15 protein-coding genes are annotated in these 15,635 nt (G+C 66.1%); 11 read left to right on the top strand and 4 right to left on the bottom strand.

What is annotated here, in order from left to right; genetic code table 11:
• Nucleotides 1-151: 151 nt before the first annotated feature.
• Nucleotides 152-1,396, bottom strand: coding sequence for a threonine ammonia-lyase (locus ACH0CP_RS03625; RefSeq protein WP_294443009.1), 1,245 nt, complete (start codon nucleotides 1,394-1,396; stop codon nucleotides 152-154).
• Nucleotides 1,397-1,571: 175 nt separating this feature from the next.
• On the opposite strand from ACH0CP_RS03625, the gene ACH0CP_RS03620 reads away from it, so the two are divergent.
• Both ACH0CP_RS03620 and ACH0CP_RS03615 read left to right on the top strand, forming a co-directional pair.
• A complete protein-coding gene (locus ACH0CP_RS03620; protein ID WP_294443010.1) occupies nucleotides 1,572-2,411 on the top strand; it encodes an NAD(P)-dependent oxidoreductase in 840 nt (279 codons plus the stop codon).
• Complete coding sequence (locus ACH0CP_RS03615; RefSeq protein ID WP_294443011.1) at nucleotides 2,408-4,102, top strand: amidohydrolase; 1,695 nt, start codon at nucleotides 2,408-2,410, stop codon at nucleotides 4,100-4,102. The genes ACH0CP_RS03620 and ACH0CP_RS03615 overlap by 4 nt, the downstream gene beginning before the upstream one ends.
• A gap of 51 nt (nucleotides 4,103-4,153) precedes the next feature.
• On the opposite strand, the gene ACH0CP_RS03610 is transcribed toward ACH0CP_RS03615, so the two are convergent.
• A complete protein-coding gene (locus tag ACH0CP_RS03610) occupies nucleotides 4,154-4,426 on the bottom strand; it encodes a DUF1488 family protein (protein ID WP_294443012.1) in 273 nt (90 codons plus the stop codon).
• 60 nt (nucleotides 4,427-4,486) lie between these two features.
• Entirely contained in the window at nucleotides 4,487-4,756 is a 270-nt protein-coding gene (locus ACH0CP_RS03605; protein ID WP_406875783.1) for a hypothetical protein, read from the bottom strand.
• A gap of 85 nt (nucleotides 4,757-4,841) precedes the next feature.
• Between ACH0CP_RS03605 and ACH0CP_RS03600 the strand changes: the two genes are divergently transcribed.
• Nucleotides 4,842-5,774 (top strand): rhodanese-related sulfurtransferase, encoded by a 933-nt coding sequence (locus tag ACH0CP_RS03600; RefSeq protein ID WP_294443017.1) that lies wholly within the window; start codon nucleotides 4,842-4,844, stop codon nucleotides 5,772-5,774.
• A 13-nt stretch (nucleotides 5,775-5,787) separates the two neighbouring features.
• Here the strand turns inward: ACH0CP_RS03600 and ACH0CP_RS03595 are convergent, their stop codons facing one another.
• On the bottom strand, nucleotides 5,788-7,119 hold the full coding sequence (locus tag ACH0CP_RS03595) for an MFS transporter (protein ID WP_294443018.1): 1,332 nt from the start codon (nucleotides 7,117-7,119) through the stop codon (nucleotides 5,788-5,790).
• Nucleotides 7,120-7,268: 149 nt separating this feature from the next.
• On the opposite strand from ACH0CP_RS03595, the gene cyoA reads away from it, so the two are divergent.
• The 8 genes from cyoA (at nucleotide 7,269) to ACH0CP_RS03555 (ending at nucleotide 15,622) form a co-directional block, all read left to right on the top strand.
• The gene (gene cyoA / locus ACH0CP_RS03590; protein ID WP_294443019.1) at nucleotides 7,269-8,432 is read left to right on the top strand and encodes a ubiquinol oxidase subunit II; all 1,164 of its coding nucleotides are present in this window, start codon (nucleotides 7,269-7,271) and stop codon (nucleotides 8,430-8,432) included.
• 15 nt (nucleotides 8,433-8,447) lie between these two features.
• Nucleotides 8,448-10,436 (top strand): cytochrome o ubiquinol oxidase subunit I, encoded by a 1,989-nt coding sequence (gene cyoB / locus ACH0CP_RS03585; RefSeq protein ID WP_406893876.1) that lies wholly within the window; start codon nucleotides 8,448-8,450, stop codon nucleotides 10,434-10,436.
• Between the two features lie 40 nt (nucleotides 10,437-10,476).
• On the top strand, nucleotides 10,477-11,097 hold the full coding sequence (gene cyoC, locus ACH0CP_RS03580) for a cytochrome o ubiquinol oxidase subunit III (RefSeq protein WP_294443046.1): 621 nt from the start codon (nucleotides 10,477-10,479) through the stop codon (nucleotides 11,095-11,097).
• Nucleotides 11,094-11,522 (top strand): cytochrome o ubiquinol oxidase subunit IV, encoded by a 429-nt coding sequence (gene cyoD, locus ACH0CP_RS03575; protein WP_294443021.1) that lies wholly within the window; start codon nucleotides 11,094-11,096, stop codon nucleotides 11,520-11,522. The genes cyoC and cyoD overlap by 4 nt, the downstream gene beginning before the upstream one ends.
• Nucleotides 11,522-12,223 carry an SURF1 family protein gene (locus ACH0CP_RS03570; protein WP_294443022.1) on the top strand — a complete coding sequence of 234 codons (702 nt, stop codon included), beginning with the start codon at nucleotides 11,522-11,524 and terminating at the stop codon, nucleotides 12,221-12,223. The genes cyoD and ACH0CP_RS03570 overlap by 1 nt, the downstream gene beginning before the upstream one ends.
• Nucleotides 12,223-13,536 (top strand): ATP-binding protein, encoded by a 1,314-nt coding sequence (locus ACH0CP_RS03565; protein WP_406875782.1) that lies wholly within the window; start codon nucleotides 12,223-12,225, stop codon nucleotides 13,534-13,536. Before ACH0CP_RS03570 ends, ACH0CP_RS03565 begins: the two co-directional genes overlap by 1 nt.
• Nucleotides 13,536-14,069 (top strand): response regulator transcription factor, encoded by a 534-nt coding sequence (locus ACH0CP_RS03560; protein WP_294443024.1) that lies wholly within the window; start codon nucleotides 13,536-13,538, stop codon nucleotides 14,067-14,069. The genes ACH0CP_RS03565 and ACH0CP_RS03560 overlap by 1 nt, the downstream gene beginning before the upstream one ends.
• Before the next feature lie 74 nt (nucleotides 14,070-14,143).
• On the top strand, nucleotides 14,144-15,622 hold the full coding sequence (locus ACH0CP_RS03555) for a diguanylate cyclase domain-containing protein (protein ID WP_294443026.1): 1,479 nt from the start codon (nucleotides 14,144-14,146) through the stop codon (nucleotides 15,620-15,622).
• Nucleotides 15,623-15,635: the final 13 nt, after the last annotated feature.

The following is a 15,635-nucleotide window of genomic DNA, read 5'->3' as shown; positions in this document are numbered from 1 at the left end:
CGGGGCTTGGGAAGCGGTGACGTCACCATAAAGGCTTAATCCGCCCCGCTAATTCTTTCCAGCAGGCATCAGTGCCCCGTTACGGGGCAGTCGTTGCGTTCCGCCTAGACTGGCCACGCCGCCGCCTAAGCTGCGGCGTGCCCGGCGTAGACTAGGCGAGTTCGATCAGCTTCACTTCGTAGCCGGCGGTGCCGAGCGCCGCGAGCAGGCGATCGAGGTGCGCGCGATCGCGCGTTTCGCACTCGACGTCGAGGCTGAGGCCCTTCGCCGGCAGGTTGGTGAAGATGCGCTGGTGCGCGAGCTCCAGGATGTTGACCCGTTCCTGATCGAAGATGCGCGCCACATTGTAGAGTGCGCCGGGTTGATCCTGCAGCCGGATGCGCAGGCGAGCGAGGCGGCCCGACCGGGCGAGATCGCGCAGGAGGACGTTGGCGAGCAGCCGCGTGTCGATATTGCCGCCGCACAGCACGATGCCGACCGTCTTGCCGGCGAAGCGATCCTTGTTGGCGAGCAGTGCGGCGAGCCCCGCGGCGCCGGCGCCCTCCACCACCGTCTTTTCGATCTGGAGCAGCAGGCTGACCGATTCCTCGAGACTGCGTTCCGAGACGAGCACGATGTCGTCGACCAACGCCTCGACCATCTTGGCGGTTATGCCGCCCGGCTCCTTCACCGCGATGCCCTCAGCAAGGGTATCGCCGGCACAGGGCAGCTCCGTGTGGCGCAACTTGTTGTACATCGAGGGGTACAGCTCGGCCTGGACGCCGATCACCTCGATCGGATGATCCGCCGCGCGCGCCACGGTCGACATGCCGGAAATGAGCCCGCCGCCGCCGATCGGCACGACCAGCGTGTCCAGTCCCGGCACGTCCTGCAGCATCTCGATCGCGACGGTGCCCTGGCCGGCGATGACGCGCGGATCGTCGAACGGATGGACGAAGGTGTAGCCGCGCTCCTTCTCCAGCTCGCGCGCATGGGCATAGGCCGCGTCATAGGTCGTGCCGTGGAGCACCACCGTGGCGCCATGGCCTTCCGTCTGCACCACCTTCACCGTCGGCGTGTTGGTGGGCATGACGATCGTCGCGGGAACGCCGAGGCGGTTGGCGTGATAGGCGAGGCCCTGCGCATGATTGCCGGCCGAGGCGGCGATGACGCCGCGCGCCTTTGCCTCATCGCTCAGCAAGAGCAGCGTGTTGAGCGCGCCGCGTTCCTTGTAGGCGGCAGTGAACTGAAGGTTTTCGAACTTCAGATACACCGTGGCGCCGGTGAGGTTGGACAGCGTCTTGCTGACCAGCGTGGGCGTGCGGACAATCGAATCGCGAATCCGTTCATGCGCAGCGCGCACGTCAGCAATGCTGACAGGGAGAAGCTCGGTCGAGGTCTGTGCCGCAGTCGCCATCTTCCAAATCCCAAGGCCGGTTCGCGCCATGTCGGTCGAACGGCTGTCTTTTCTTCGAAGAAGAAGGGCAGGGGTTTCGACCGGCTCGGCCCGAACGGGATCATTGATCCAGGTTCGCAGGCGCGCACTAGGACCATCTGGCGCGCGGTGCAAACAGCGCCTATCCGCCGACAACATGAAGATCGCTTTCATCGGCACCGGCGTGATGGGTGCCCCGATGGCCGGGCACCTTGCCCGCGCCGGCCATGACGTGACCGTCTATAACCGCACGCGCGCGAAGGCGGAGGCGACGGGGCTGGCCGTCGCCGATACGCCGGCCGCGGCGGCGGCAGGCGCCGACGCGGTGGTGACGTGCGTTGGCAATGACGATGATCTTGCCGCGGTAACTCTCGGGACCGACGGCGCCTTCGGCACGATGGCCGAAGCGGCCGTGTTCATCGACCACACCACGGTGTCCGCCCACATCGCCCGCCGCCTCGCCGCGGCGCGTGCGCTCGTCGTGGATGCGCCGGTGTCAGGCGGGCAGGCGGGTGCGCAAAATGGCGCGCTTTCGATCATGTGTGGTGGAAGCGAGCCAGCAATGGCAGCCGCGCGGCCGATAATGGAAGCCTATGCCGCGCGCATAGTTCATGTCGGCACGGCGGGCGCGGGGCAGCAGACCAAGATGGTCAACCAGATCTGTATCGCCGGCGTGCTGCAGGGCCTGTCGGAAGCGCTGCGCTTCGCCCAGGCGAGCGACCTCGATCTCGACAAGGTCTATGAGGCGATTTCCGGCGGCGCGGCGCAAAGCTGGCAGATGGTCAATCGCTGGCCGACGATGGCGAAGGACGAGTTCGACTTCGGCTTCGCGATCGACTGGATGCGCAAGGACTTGGGACTCGCGCTCGACGAGGCCAAGCGCAACGGCGCGGTGTTGCCGGCGGCGGCGCTGGTGGATCAATTCTACGCAGAGGTGCAGAAGATGGGCGGTGGCCGGCAGGATACCAGCGCGCTGGTGCGGAGGCTGCCGCGATGAAGCGCCTCCTCGCGCTGGCGCTTGCATGCGTGGCCACGCCGGCGCTGGCCGATGGCATCGTCGACAACGTCAACGGCATCACCATCGGCAACGATGGCCGCGTGATTCGCTTCAAGGCGCTGCTGATCGACAAGGACGGCAAGGTCACGCGGCTGGTGCCGCCGGGCGAGGAGCCGCCGAAGCTCAGCCGCAAGGAGCTGAAGAAGAACGCCGGCAAGCCGCTGTACGACTGGCGCACCGACATGGGCGGCAAGACGCTGATGCCGGGCTTCATCGATGCGCATGGCCATGTGATGGGGCTCGGCTTCGGCGTTCTGTCCCTCGACCTCTCCAAAGCGCGCTCGCTGAACGAGGCGAAGGCGATGGTGGCGGCGTACATCGCGGCCAATCCCGATCGCCAGTGGATCCTCGGGCGCGGCTGGAACCAGGAAGCCTGGGGCCTCGGCCGCTTCCCCACCGCGGCGGATCTCGACGAGGTGTCGAAGGGGCGCGCGGTCTGGCTGGAGCGTGCCGACGGCCACGCGGGCTGGGCGAACAGCGCGGCAATGCGCGAGGCCGGCGTGACGGCCGGCACCCCGTCGCCCGCTGGTGGGCGGATCGAGAAGGCCGGCGGCGCCCCCAGCGGCGTGTTCGTCGATGCGGCGATGCAATTGATCGAGAAGGCGCTGCCGCAGCCGCTGCCCAAGGAGCGCGACGCAGCGTTCCTGGAGGCGCAGCAGGTGCTGCTGTCGAACGGCATCACCGCAGTTGCCGACATGGGAACGACGATCGACGACTGGCTGAGCTATCGCCGCATGGGCGACATCGGCGCGCTTCGCGTGCGGATCATGAGCTATGCCGCCGGGATCGACACGGCGAGCCGGATCGGCGGCAAGGGGCCGACGCCCTGGCTGTACGGCGATCGCCTGCGCATGGGCGGCGTCAAGATCTACGACGATGGCGCGCTGGGATCGCGGGGTGCGGCGCTGAAGGCGCCTTATGCCGATGCGCCGGGCGAGAAGGGGCTGTTGTTCCTGAGTGACACGCAGCTGCAGAACCAGATGAGCCGTGCCGCGATGGACAATTTCCAGGTCGCGGTGCACGCGATCGGCGACCGCGCGAACGCCAATGTGCTCGACGCGATTCAGGTGCTGAGCGACACGTACACGGGCGATCGCCGCTGGCGCGTGGAACACGCCCAGGTGGTGGACCCGGCCGACCTCAAGAGCTTCGGCCGCTATGGCACGATCGCCTCGATGCAGCCGACCCATGCCACCAGCGACCGGACGATGGCGGAGGCACGGCTGGGGCCGCAGCGGCTGACCGGCGCCTATGCCTGGAAGACGATGCTGGCCAATGGGGCGAAGCTGGCGTTCGGATCGGACTTCCCGGTCGAGCGGCCGGATCCCTGGGCAGGCTGGGCGGCGGCGTTCACGCGTACCGACGAGAATGGCGAGCCGGTCGGCGGCTGGCGGCCCGAAGAGGCGGTGACGCGCGACCAGGCATGGTGGGCGTTTACCGGCGGCGCGGCCTATGCCGGCTTTGCCGAGAAGAAGTTCGGCTCTCTGGAGCCTGGGCAGAAGGCGGATTTCATCATCGTCGATCGCGATCCGCTGGCGGGTGATGCCGCCGCGCTGCGCCAGACGAAGGTGGAGCAGACCTGGATCGGGGGCGAGCGTGCGTGGTCCCGCACGGGTGGCGCGGCGCGCTGACCAGGAGATCACTGCCCCGCCGGCGTGGCGGGGCAGGATCGGCCCTAAGGCCTATTCGAGGTCGTTTTCGCTGACGATCACCGGGTTCGCATCCGAGTTGCGCGACAGCGCCGAAAGCGCCGCGTCGCCGATCTGGTCGATGAAGCGGTTGAACGTGTCGATCGCATCGCCGTCCGGCCGGTCGCCGCTCAGCGCCTCGAGCAGGTCGTACTGGACGACGAATTCGTAATCGTCGCCATCGACCTCGGCGGTGAATTCGACCTGTTCGGCGTCGATATTGTCGAGCAGGCTGCTGTCGTCGATCTCGATCTGGCTGGCCGCCATGCCGGGTGTCCTTTCAAGAATGAATCGGCGGTAGAAGACGCTGCCCTGCGCGATGTTCCGTCATTCAGGCAAGCGTTTGGCGAGATCCTGGATCGTTTCGCCGACAAAATGATCGAGTGGCATCGCGTCATCGAGTATTACCGGGCGTTCGAGCGAGAGCACGGCGTGCTGTTTCAGCTCGGGATCGAGCTGCTGCCAGGCACGTACCGCCGCCTCGAGGTTGGTTACCTCCGGCAGCTCGGCGTCGCCGCGGGTGACGTTTTCGAGCGACGCGCTCATCTTCCAGTCGATCGCGGGCGGCGTGGCGTCGCCCCAGGTTGCTTCGGCCATGTCTGGTCCCTCATCCGGCGGTGCCGGACAACCGCGCCGACCAGTGGCTTGGTTCCGCGCGGGCGAGCGCCTAGATCGCGGGCCTATGACTTCCCCCATCCGCGTTACCGCGCTTTACCATTTCGCGACCTTCGATGATCCTGCCGCCTTGCGCGAGCCGATCGAGGCGCTGTGCCGCGAAGAGGGCGTGCGCGGCACGCTGCTGCTGGCGAAGGAGGGCGTGAACGGCACCATCGCGGGCTCGCACGATGGCATCGAACGCGTGCTCGCGCATTTGCGCAGCCTGCCGGGGTGTGCGGACATGCCGGTGAAGAATGCCGCTGCCGAGACGATGCCGTTCCACCGCCTGAAGGTGCGGCTGAAGCAGGAGATCGTCTCGATGGGCGAGCCGGACGTCGAGCCGGCGAACAATGCCGGCACCTACGTGGCGCCGGAGGAATGGGACGATCTGATCGCGCGGCCGGACACGATCGTGATCGACACGCGCAACGATTACGAGGTGGCGATCGGCAGCTTTCCCGGTGCGATCGATCCGGGGACGCGGACCTTCCGCGAATTTCCAGCCTGGTTCCGCGCCAATCGCGAGGCGCTGCTGCGGGAAGGCGTGAACAAGGTGGCGATGTTTTGCACCGGTGGCATCCGCTGCGAGAAGGCGACGGCCTTCCTGAAGGCGGAAGGGGTGGATGACGTCTATCACCTCGAAGGCGGCATCCTGAACTATCTGGAAAAGGTGCCGGCGGCGCGCAGCAGCTGGGACGGCGAGTGCTTCGTGTTCGACGAGCGGGTGGCGGTGGGCCATGATCTGGCGCCGGGCAGCCACGTGCTGTGCCGTGCCTGCCGCATGCCGGTCAGCCCCGAGCAGCGCGCCTCGCCGCTATACGTGGAGGGTGTCAGCTGCCCACAGTGCCGCGACGCGCGCGACGAGCGGCAGCGTGAAAGCTATGCCGAGCGGCATCGGCAGGTGCTTCTCGCCGAACAGCGCGGCGAGAAGCATGTGGGTGAGCGCCAGGACCAGTGATCCGCCGGACGGCTCAGGCCGCCTTGCGCGCCCATTCCTTGTTGATTGCCAGCGCGCCAAGCGTGCAGGCCGCGCCGGACAGCAGGTACACGCCGACCGACCAGAGGCCGAAGCGGCTGGCAATGAACAACGCGACCAGCGGTGCGAAGCCGGCACCGATCAGCCAGGCGGAATTGGCGACGATCGCCGCGCCCGTGTAGCGGGTTTCCGGCGGGAAGGCGCTGTTCACCACGCCCGAGGACTGGCCGAAGGCGAGGCCGAGCAGGACGAAGCCGCCGAGCATGTAGATCGCCTCACCCACGCTGCCCGAATCGAGGAGGCGCGGGGCAAAGCCGCTGTAGACGGCGATCAGCACGGCCGAGACGCCGAGCACCGCGCGCCGGCCGACACGATCCGCAACCAGGCCCGAGGCGAGGATCGCGAGGATGCAGACGACGGCGCCGGCCGCCTCGATCGCGAGGAACCGGACCGGCTGCTCGCCAGCGAACAGCGTGACCCAGGACAGCGGGAAGACCGTGACGAGGTGGAACAGCGCGAAGCTGGCGAGCGGCGCGAGCGCGCCGAGCAGGATCGTGCGGCGTTCGCGGAACAGCGTCTGGAAGGCCGGCGAAGGCTGAAGCTCGCGGCTTTCGAACAGGCGCTGGAATTCCGGCGTCGCGACGAGCCGCAAGCGGGCGAACAGCGCGACGACGTTGATCGCCAGCACCACGAAGAACGGATAGCGCCAGCCCCAGCTGAGGAAATCCTGCGGCGAGAGGATCGTCAGGAAATAGGCGAACAGGCTGACCGCGACGAGGAGGCCGAGCGGCGCGCCGAGCTGCGGGATCATCGCATACCAGCCGCGCTTGTCCTCCGGCGCATTGAGCGAGAGCAATGAGGGCATACCGTCCCACGCGCCACCGAGCGCCATGCCCTGGCCGAACCGGAACAGTGCCAGCAGCACCGCGGAGAGCGCGCCGACCTGCTGGTAGCTGGGGAGCAGCGCGATCGCCATCGTCGATCCGCCGAGCAGGAAGATCGCGATGGTAAGCTTCGTGCCGCGGCCGTGCATGCGATCGATCCACATGAACAGCAACGTGCCGAACGGGCGGCCGATGAACGCCAGTGCGAAGACGGCGAACGAGTAGAGCGTGCCGGTCAGCGGATCGGCGTAGGGGAACACCAGCTGCGGGAACACCAGCACGGACGCGAGCGCGTACACGAAGAAATCGAAGAACTCGCTGGTGCGCCCGATGATGACGCCGATCGCGATTTCGCCGGGGGCGACCTTCTTCTCGCGCGCGTTCACCAGCCGGGCATCGCGCTCCAAGGCTGTCGAGTCGGGCGCAGTGGTGGCTGCATTCATTCGCTATGCTCCGGCCAGCGGCGTAGGAATAAGGGCTTGGCCCACAGGCCATGCCGAACTTAAACCTACCTTGACCAATCTACACCAGTGACGGGATTGGACAAATTGTCCAATGTAGCGTCCTGCGGACTCACCCTAGGAGGGTCGACATGCGCGAACATACGCCCATTGTGCGACGGCTGTCCCGTCCCCTCCTGATCCCGCTGCTGGCGCTGCTGGCAGGCTGTTCGGGGGCCGTGCTCGACCCTGCGGGCGACGTGGCGCTCCAGCAGCGCAACCTGATCTATATCTCGGTCGCGCTGATGCTGCTGATCATCGTGCCGGTGATGATCCTGACGGTGGTGTTCGCCTGGCGCTATCGCAAGGGCAACAAGGACGCGACCTACGATCCGCACTTCGATCATTCGACGACGCTGGAACTCGTCATCTGGTCCGCGCCGCTGCTGATCATCATCGCGCTAGGCGCGCTGACCTGGTCGAGCACCCACCTGCTCGACCCGTTCCGGCCGCTGAACCGTATCTCCGCCACCCAGCCGGTGCCGAAGAACGAAAAGCCGATGGTGGTCCAGGTCGTCTCGCTCGACTGGAAATGGCTGTTCATCTATCCCGAATACGGCATCGCCACGGTCAACGAGCTGGCGCTGCCGATCAATCGCGAAGTGCGGTTCGACATGACGTCGACCAACATGATGAACACCTTCTACGCGCCGACGCTGGCCGGCATGGTCTACACCATGCCCGCGATGCGCAGCACGCTGCATGCGGTGCTGAACAAGACCGGCGAATATGAAGGCATGTCGGCGAACTACAGCGGTGCCGGCTTCTCCTACATGCGCTTCCGCCTGCTCGGCTTCGACCGGCCCGGGTTCGATGAATGGGTCGCCAAGGCGAAGGCGAGCGGCACCGCGCTCGACACGGCGAACTACCTCAAGCTCGAAAAGCCCAGCGAGCAGGTGCCGCCGATGTTCTTCAGCAGCGTGCAGCCGGCGCTGTTCCAGCGGATCTACGAACGCTGCGTCGTGCCTGGCACGCCGTGCATGAGCGAGGTGATGGCGCGCGACCGTGCCGTCGGCGGCGGCCATCCCCATTCGATGAAGGTGGGCGAAGGCATGCCGGCGGGGCGCGGCTCGATGCCGGCGCACGGCAAGCCCGAGGGCGCGCTGATGAAGGACGCGGACGAGATCGAGACCGTGCCCAACGTCACCAAGCCGCCGAAGCAGCCGCCGGGGAAGAACGATCCTGGATCGATCCGCAACCGCGACATGTCCTTCCTGCCGACCGTGCCGGGCGCTGCCCGCGCGGCCCGCGGCTGAGCCGCCGGAGTTACCATGTTCAACGAGACCATCCTGAAGACGATCTTCGGTCGGCTCAGCCTTGAATCGTTCCCCGTGCACGAGCCGATCTTGCTCGTGACATTCGGCGTCGTCGTCTTGCTTGGCCTCGGCATTGTCGGGGCGATCACCAAGTACAAGTTGTGGGGCTATCTGTGGACCGAGTGGTTCACCAGCGTGGACCACAAGAAGATCGGGATTATGTACATAATCCTGGGCATCATCATGCTGCTGCGCGGCTTTGCCGATGCGGTGATGATGCGCCTGCAACAGGCCATGTCGTTCGGCGCGAACGAGGGCTATCTCAACGCGCACCATTATGATCAGATCTTCACCGCGCACGGGACGATCATGATCTTCTTCGTCGCGATCCCGCTGGTGGTGGGCATCATCAACTATGTGATGCCGCTGCAGATCGGCGCGCGCGACGTTGCCTTCCCGTTCCTCAACAATTTCAGCTTCTGGCTGACGGTCGCCGGCGCGATGCTGGTGATGGTGTCGCTGTTCGTCGGCGAGTTCAGCCGCGCGGGCTGGCTGAACTACGTGCCGGTGGCGAACATCGAGAACAGCCCCGACACCGGGCCTGATTACTATCTGTGGGCATTGCAGATAGCCGGCATCGGCACGACGCTGTCGGGCATCAACATGGTCGTGACCGTGATCAAGATGCGCGCGCCGGGCATGACGATGATGAAGCTGCCGGTGTTCGTGTGGACGGCGCTGTGCAGCAACGTGCTGGTCGTCGCGATCTTCCCGGTGCTGACCGCCGCCTTCGCGATGCTGATGCTGGACCGCTACGTCGGCACCAACTTCTTCACCAATGATCTCGGCGGCAACCCGATGATGTATTGGAACCTGGTGTGGATCTGGGGGCACCCAGAGGTGTACGTCCTCATCCTACCGGTGTTCGGCATCTATTCGGAAATCGCGGCGACGTTCACCGGCAAGCGGCTCTTCGGCTATTCGTCGATGGTCTATGCCACGGTTGTCATCACGATCCTGAGCTACCTGGTGTGGCTGCACCATTTCTTCACCATGGGCTCGGGCGCCAGCGTCAACAGCTTCTTCGGCATCGCGACGATGGTCATTTCCATCCCGACGGGCGCGAAGATCTTCAACTGGCTGTTCACGATGTATCGTGGCCAGATCCGCTTCGAGCTGCCGATGCAGTGGGTGGTCGCCTTCATGCTCACCTTCGTGGTGGGCGGCATGACGGGCGTGATGCTCGCGATCCCACCGGCCGACTTCGTCCTGCACAACTCGCTGTTCCTGGTCGCGCACTTCCACAACGTGCTCATCGGCGGCGTCGTGTTCGGCCTGTTCGCCGGTATCGATTACTGGTGGCCGAAAGCGTTCGGGTTCAAGCTCGATCCGTTCTGGGGCAAGATCCACTTCTGGGGCTGGGTGATCGGCTACTGGGTCGCGTGGACGCCGATGTACGTCGCCGGCCTGATGGGCGTGACGCGGCGCCTGCGGCACCTGGACGACACGACGCTGCAGCCGCTGTTCCTGATCGCCGCCGTGGGCGTGGCGATCATCGCGATCGGCATCGCAGCGTTCGTCATCCAGATCGCCGTGAGCATCAAGAACCGCGACAAGCTGCGCGTGGGCGGTGATCCGTGGAACGGCCGTACGCTGGAATGGGCGACCAGCTCGCCCCCGCCGACGTACAACTTCGCCTTCACGCCGGTCGTGCATGACCTCGACGCCTGGTACGACATGAAGGAGCGCGGGTTTAAGCGGCCGACCGGCGGCTTCCGGCCGATCCACATGCCGCGCAACACCGGGGCCGGCGTGATACTGTCGGCGCTGGCCGCGGTGCTCGGCTTCGCGATGGTGTGGTACATCTGGTGGCTGGCCGCCGCGAGCTTCGTCGCGATGATCGGCTACGGCATCTACCACACGTTCAACTTCAACCGCGATTACTACATCCCGGCCGAGGAAGTGGCCGAGGACGAACGCAAGCACGCGCTGGCGGGAGCCTGACATGACGACTCATTCCCCCACCGTGGAGGAAGCGCAGCAGATGGACGCGGCGGACGCCGCCCCGCCCATCTTCTACCAGACCGAGGCTGATCATCACGATCACAGCTCCGGCGGGACGATGCTGGGCTTCTGGATTTACCTGATGAGCGACGCGCTCATCTTCGCCACGCTGTTCGCGACCTATGGCGTGCTGAGCACCAGCTACGCCGGTGGCCCGGCGCCGAGCCAGATCTTCGACCTGAAGCTCGTTGCGCTCAACACCGCGCTGCTGCTGATCTCCTCGATCACCTGCGGCATGGCGATGATCGCGATGGAGGAAGGCAAGACGCGCAGCACGCAGCTGTGGCTTGCGATCACCGGCCTGTTCGGCGCGGCCTTCGTCGCGGTGGAACTGTATGAATTCGCCGAGCTGATCCACGAGGGCGCGACGCCGATGCGCAGCGCGTTCCTGTCGGCGTTCTTCACGCTGGTCGCCACGCATGGCCTGCACGTGTTCAGCGGCCTCATCTGGATCGCCGTGATGCTGATCCAGGTCGGCCAGCGCGGGCTGATCCCGGAAAACCGTCGCCGGCTGATGTGCCTCAGCATGTTCTGGCACTTGCTCGACGTCGTGTGGATCGGCGTCTTCACCTTCGTCTATCTGCTCGGAGTCCTGCGATGAGCGCTTCGCCCGCCCATGCCGACGCCCATGCCCTTGCGGGCCAGGACGCGCACGGCCATGACCATGGCCATCACGACGCGCCGCCGCCGGACGGCGGCCATGGCCACGGCACGCGGCGCAGCTATCTGACCGGCTTCCTGTTGTCGGCAGTGCTGACGGCGATCCCGTTCTGGCTGGTGATGAGCGGAGCGATCGCCAGCACGCAGACGACCGCAGTGATCGTCATCGCGCTGGCCTTCGTTCAGATCATCGTCCACACCTTCTTCTTCCTCCACGTGAACCGGAAGGCCGAAGGCGGATGGACGCTGCTGGCGTTCCTTTTCACGGTGGTGATTGTCGCCATCGTGATCGCCGGATCGCTGTGGATCATGTACCATCTGAACAACAACATGATGCCGATGGGCAACGACATGGTGGGCATGTAGTGATCCGCGGCGCCTTTGCGGCGCTGTGCCTGGCGCTGGCGGCCGCCTTTGTCGCGCTGGGCGTGTGGCAGGTCGAGCGCCGCGCGTGGAAGCTCGACCTGATCGACAAGGTGGAGCAGCGGATCCACACCGCGCCGGCGGCGCTGCCGCCGCCGTCGGCATGGACGAGCGACAATGCCTATCGGCGAGTGCGTCTGACCGGGCGGTTCCTGCATGACAAGGAGACGCTGGTTCAGGCGGTCACGAACCTCGGGCCGGGCTGGTGGGTGGTGACGCCGCTTGTCCGCTCCGGGCCGGATGGCTCCGGGGAGACGATCCTCATCAACCGCGGCTTCGTGCCCAACGATCGCGCCGCTCCCGCTACTCGGCCGCAGGGGCAGATCAGTGGCGAGGTGACGATCACCGGCCTGATGCGCGACAGCGAGCCCGGCGGCGGTTTCCTGCGCAGCAATGACCCGGCGGCGGGCAAATGGTATTCGCGCGACGTCGCCGCGATTGCGACGGCGCGACGGCTGCGCAATACCGCCCCCTTCTTCATCGATGCGGACGCAACGCCCAATCCGGGCGGCTATCCGGTCGGGGGGCAGACCGTGATCGCGTTCCGCAACAATCACCTGATGTATGCGATCACGTGGTTCGGGCTCGCGGCGCTCAGCATCGCGGGTGCCTTCATCGTGCTGCGATCGCGGAAGCGGCGATGATGGACGCGCCGCTGCTCGCGCTCACCCGGGGATCGCCCTTTTCCGCCGGCCCGGCGGAGGAGACCACGGCGGCGGAAAACATGCGCCAGCTGGTGCAGTTGCGCTGGATCGCGGTGGCGGGACAGCTCGTCACCATATTGGTGGTCGATTTCGTGCTTGGCGTGGCGCTGCCGCTGGCGCCGATGCTCGGCGTGGTGGCGCTGCTGGCGGTGGCCAACGCGGCAAGCGCGCTGCTGCTGACGCGGCACCGGGTAACCAACATCGAGATGCTTCTTGCGCTGCTGTTCGACGTCGGCGCGTTGACGGCACAACTGTCGCTGAGCGGCGGGGCGACCAATCCGTTCATCTCGCTCTATCTGCTCCAGGTGGTGCTGGGCGCGATCCTGCTCGAGACATGGTCGGTGTGGGTGATCTTCGGCGTCACCGCGCTTTGCTATGCCGGCCTGTCGGCGAACAGCGAACAGCTGGTCTATCCCCCCAGCCTCGTTCCGCTGATCAACGACCTTCATACGCTGGGCGCATGGATCAGCTTTGCCCTTAGCGGTGTTCTGTTGACGATGTTCGTCACGCGGATCAGCCGCAACCTGCGCGCACGCGACGCCTATCTCGCCGACCTGCGCCAGCGCGCGGCGGAGGAGGACGGCATTGTGCGCATGGGCCTGTTCGCGAGCGGCGCGGCGCATGAGCTCGGCACGCCGCTCGCCTCGCTGTCGGTGATCCTCAACGACTGGCGGCGGATGCCCAAGCTCGCCAGTGACCCCGAGCTGGCCGGCGAGATCGACGAGATGCAGGCCGAGGTGCAGCGCTGCAAGGCGATCGTGACCGACATTCTCCATTCCGCCGGCGAGCCCCGCGGTGAGGCGATGCAGAGCGTCGCGGCGGCGGACTTCCTGAAGCAGGTGGTGGCCGATTGGCGCGCGAACAACGTCGGCGTGCCACTGGACGTGGTGCTCGACGGGCTGGACGATGCAGCAGTCGTCGCCGGCCCGGCGCTTCGTCAGGCGATCGGCAATCTCCTCGACAACGCTGCCGAAGCCTGCCCGTGGAACGTCGGCCTCATCGCCGAGCGGGACGCGGAGAACCTGACGATCGCGGTGGTCGACGAGGGATCAGGCTTCAGCGAAGGCCAGCTGGCGACCGTGGGCAAGCCCTATCATTCAAGCAAGGGCGCAGGGCATGGTGTGGGGCTGTTCCTGGCCAGCAATGTGGCGCGTCGGCTGGGCGGGCGGTTGGAAGCGGTGAACCGCCCGCGCGGCGGCGCGGAAGTGCGGCTGGTGTTGCCACTGGCGACGCCGCCCGAGGAGCGGCACTGATGGTCGAACCGCGCCGGCTGCTGATCATCGAGGACGACGTGACTTTTGCGCGCACGCTGCAGCGGTCGTTCGAGCGGCGTGAATACCGCGTCTGGGTGGCACACGGGCCGGATATGGTGGACGATCTGTTGGGCGAAGCGCGCCCAGGCTTCGCGGTGGTCGACCTGAAGCTCGGCAATGCATCCGGCCTTGCGTGCGTGAAGCGGCTACGCGCGTTCGATCCGGCGATGCTGATCGTGGTGCTGACCGGCTTTGCCAGCATCGCCACCGCGGTCGAGGCGATCAAGCTTGGCGCGTCGCATTATCTTGCCAAGCCATCCAACACCGACGACATCGAAGCGGCGTTCGAAAAGGCGACCGGTGACGTGGCGGTGCCGATCGATGGGCGCTCGACATCGATCAAGACGCTGGAGTGGGAACGCATCAACGAGACGCTCGCCGAAACCGGCTTCAACATCTCGGAAACCGCGCGGCGGCTTGGCATGCACCGGCGGACGCTGGCGCGGAAACTCGAGAAAAAGCCGATGCGTTAAGGCGTGCCGATGGCCGGCATCACTTCATCTCGACGTTAACCTTTGACTAACCTTTCGCTAGTGACAGGAGGCTGATGACGCTCGCGGATGAACACGAACGCCTGAGCGCGCTCCGCAATCTCGATCTGCTCGATACCGACCCGGAAGAGGAATTCGACGCGATCGTCGCGGGTGCGCGGCACTTGTTTGGATGTCGCATGGCATTCGTTTCGCTGATCGATGCCGAGCGTCAGTGGTTCAAGGCACGCTGCGGTTTCGAAGGCACCGAGACGCCGCGCAATCTTGCGATCTGCGATCACGCGATCGCGACAAACGACATGCTGGTGGTGCCGGACACTAGGCTTGACCCGCGGTTCGCGGACAACCCCTTCGTCACCGGAGATCCGTTCATTCGCTTCTATGCCGGCGTGCCGCTGCGCATTAGCACGCGACGTGGCGGCACGCCCCAGCCGGTTGGCACCTTGTGCGTGGTCGATGATCAGCCGCAGGAACCCGCTCCCGACAAACTGGAGATGCTGCGCGGCATGGCGCGCGTGATCGAGGCGCTGCTGGAGCTTCGCCGTGCGACCCAGGAGAGCATGCGGCTCGCCATGGAACGCCATGAAGTGCTCGTCGGAATGGGACGGACGCAGCGCCTGCTGCAGCATGCCGAGCGCATGGCGCGGATCGGATCGTGGCGCGTCGACCTGGAGAACCAGCAGACGCACTGGTCGACGCAGACCTATGCGATCCACGAAATCGCGCCGGGAGAGCCGGTGTCGCTGGATCTGGCGATACAGTTCTTCCCGCCCGGCGAGCGTGAACGCGTGGAGCAGGCGGTAAGCCTGTGCACCGAGCGCGGGCAGCCATGGGACATGGAACTCGATTTCCGCGCCGCGAGCGGTGACATGCGGCGTATCCGTACGCTCGGCGAGCCGGAGGTGCGCGATGGCCGGGTCGTCGCGCTGATGGGCGTGATCCAGGACATCACCGATCGCTACAAGCACGAGCGGCGGCTGCACGAAGTCGCGCATACCGACGAGCTGACCGGGCTCGCCAGCCGACGCGCGTTCAACCAGCGGCTGGATGCGGCGCTGACCGCAAGCGCAGCGGACGGGACGCCGCTGGCGGTGGCGATCCTCGATCTGGACCGGTTCAAGGAAGTGAACGACCGGCTGGGCCATGCGACAGGCGACGAGGTGCTGCGCCTGAAAGCGGCCAAGCTGCGCGCGGTCACATACCTCGGCGACTATTACGCGGCCCGTCTCGGCGGCGACGAATTCGTCCTGCTGCTGCGGGGGCGGCATGCTGGGGATCTGCTGGCATCCGGGATCGCCCAATTGCTCGACGAGCTTCGGCACGAGGTGCCGGCGGATGACGGCAGCATCAGCGTATCGACCACCATCGGCGTCTGCCGGATCGACGTCGCGCATATGGACCGATCGGCTGCAATGAAGGCGGCGGACGCGGCGCTCTACCGCGCCAAGCGCTTTCGGCGCGGCACGGGGGCGATCGTCGATGAGCCCGGGATCATCGAGGCGCGCGCGCCGGCGGGGCTTTTCCGGGCGCTGTAACGGCGGTGCCGGC

Origin of the sequence: Sphingomonas sp. 179-I 2A4 NHS, assembly GCF_045369135.1 — a bacterium.
Lineage (GTDB): Bacteria > Pseudomonadota > Alphaproteobacteria > Sphingomonadales > Sphingomonadaceae > Sphingomonas.
This window is presented reverse-complemented; position numbering and strand designations above follow the sequence as displayed.

Excerpts from the sequence above, each read along its gene's own strand:
- ACH0CP_RS03625 (WP_294443009.1), bottom strand. The coding sequence starts at position 1,396 with ATGGCGACTGCGGCACAGACCTCGACCGAGCTTCTCCCTGTCAGCATT.
- ACH0CP_RS03620 (WP_294443010.1), top strand. The coding sequence starts at position 1,572 with ATGAAGATCGCTTTCATCGGCACCGGCGTGATGGGTGCCCCGATGGCC.
- ACH0CP_RS03615 (WP_294443011.1), top strand. The coding sequence starts at position 2,408 with ATGAAGCGCCTCCTCGCGCTGGCGCTTGCATGCGTGGCCACGCCGGCG.
- ACH0CP_RS03610 (WP_294443012.1), bottom strand. The coding sequence starts at position 4,426 with ATGGCGGCCAGCCAGATCGAGATCGACGACAGCAGCCTGCTCGACAAT.
- ACH0CP_RS03605 (WP_406875783.1), bottom strand. The coding sequence starts at position 4,756 with ATGGCCGAAGCAACCTGGGGCGACGCCACGCCGCCCGCGATCGACTGG.
- ACH0CP_RS03600 (WP_294443017.1), top strand. The coding sequence starts at position 4,842 with ATGACTTCCCCCATCCGCGTTACCGCGCTTTACCATTTCGCGACCTTC.
- ACH0CP_RS03595 (WP_294443018.1), bottom strand. The coding sequence starts at position 7,119 with ATGAATGCAGCCACCACTGCGCCCGACTCGACAGCCTTGGAGCGCGAT.
- cyoA (WP_294443019.1), top strand. The coding sequence starts at position 7,269 with ATGCGCGAACATACGCCCATTGTGCGACGGCTGTCCCGTCCCCTCCTG.
- cyoB (WP_406893876.1), top strand. The coding sequence starts at position 8,448 with ATGTTCAACGAGACCATCCTGAAGACGATCTTCGGTCGGCTCAGCCTT.
- cyoC (WP_294443046.1), top strand. The coding sequence starts at position 10,477 with ATGGACGCGGCGGACGCCGCCCCGCCCATCTTCTACCAGACCGAGGCT.
- cyoD (WP_294443021.1), top strand. The coding sequence starts at position 11,094 with ATGAGCGCTTCGCCCGCCCATGCCGACGCCCATGCCCTTGCGGGCCAG.
- ACH0CP_RS03565 (WP_406875782.1), top strand. The coding sequence starts at position 12,223 with ATGGACGCGCCGCTGCTCGCGCTCACCCGGGGATCGCCCTTTTCCGCC.
- ACH0CP_RS03560 (WP_294443024.1), top strand. The coding sequence starts at position 13,536 with ATGGTCGAACCGCGCCGGCTGCTGATCATCGAGGACGACGTGACTTTT.
- ACH0CP_RS03555 (WP_294443026.1), top strand. The coding sequence starts at position 14,144 with ATGACGCTCGCGGATGAACACGAACGCCTGAGCGCGCTCCGCAATCTC.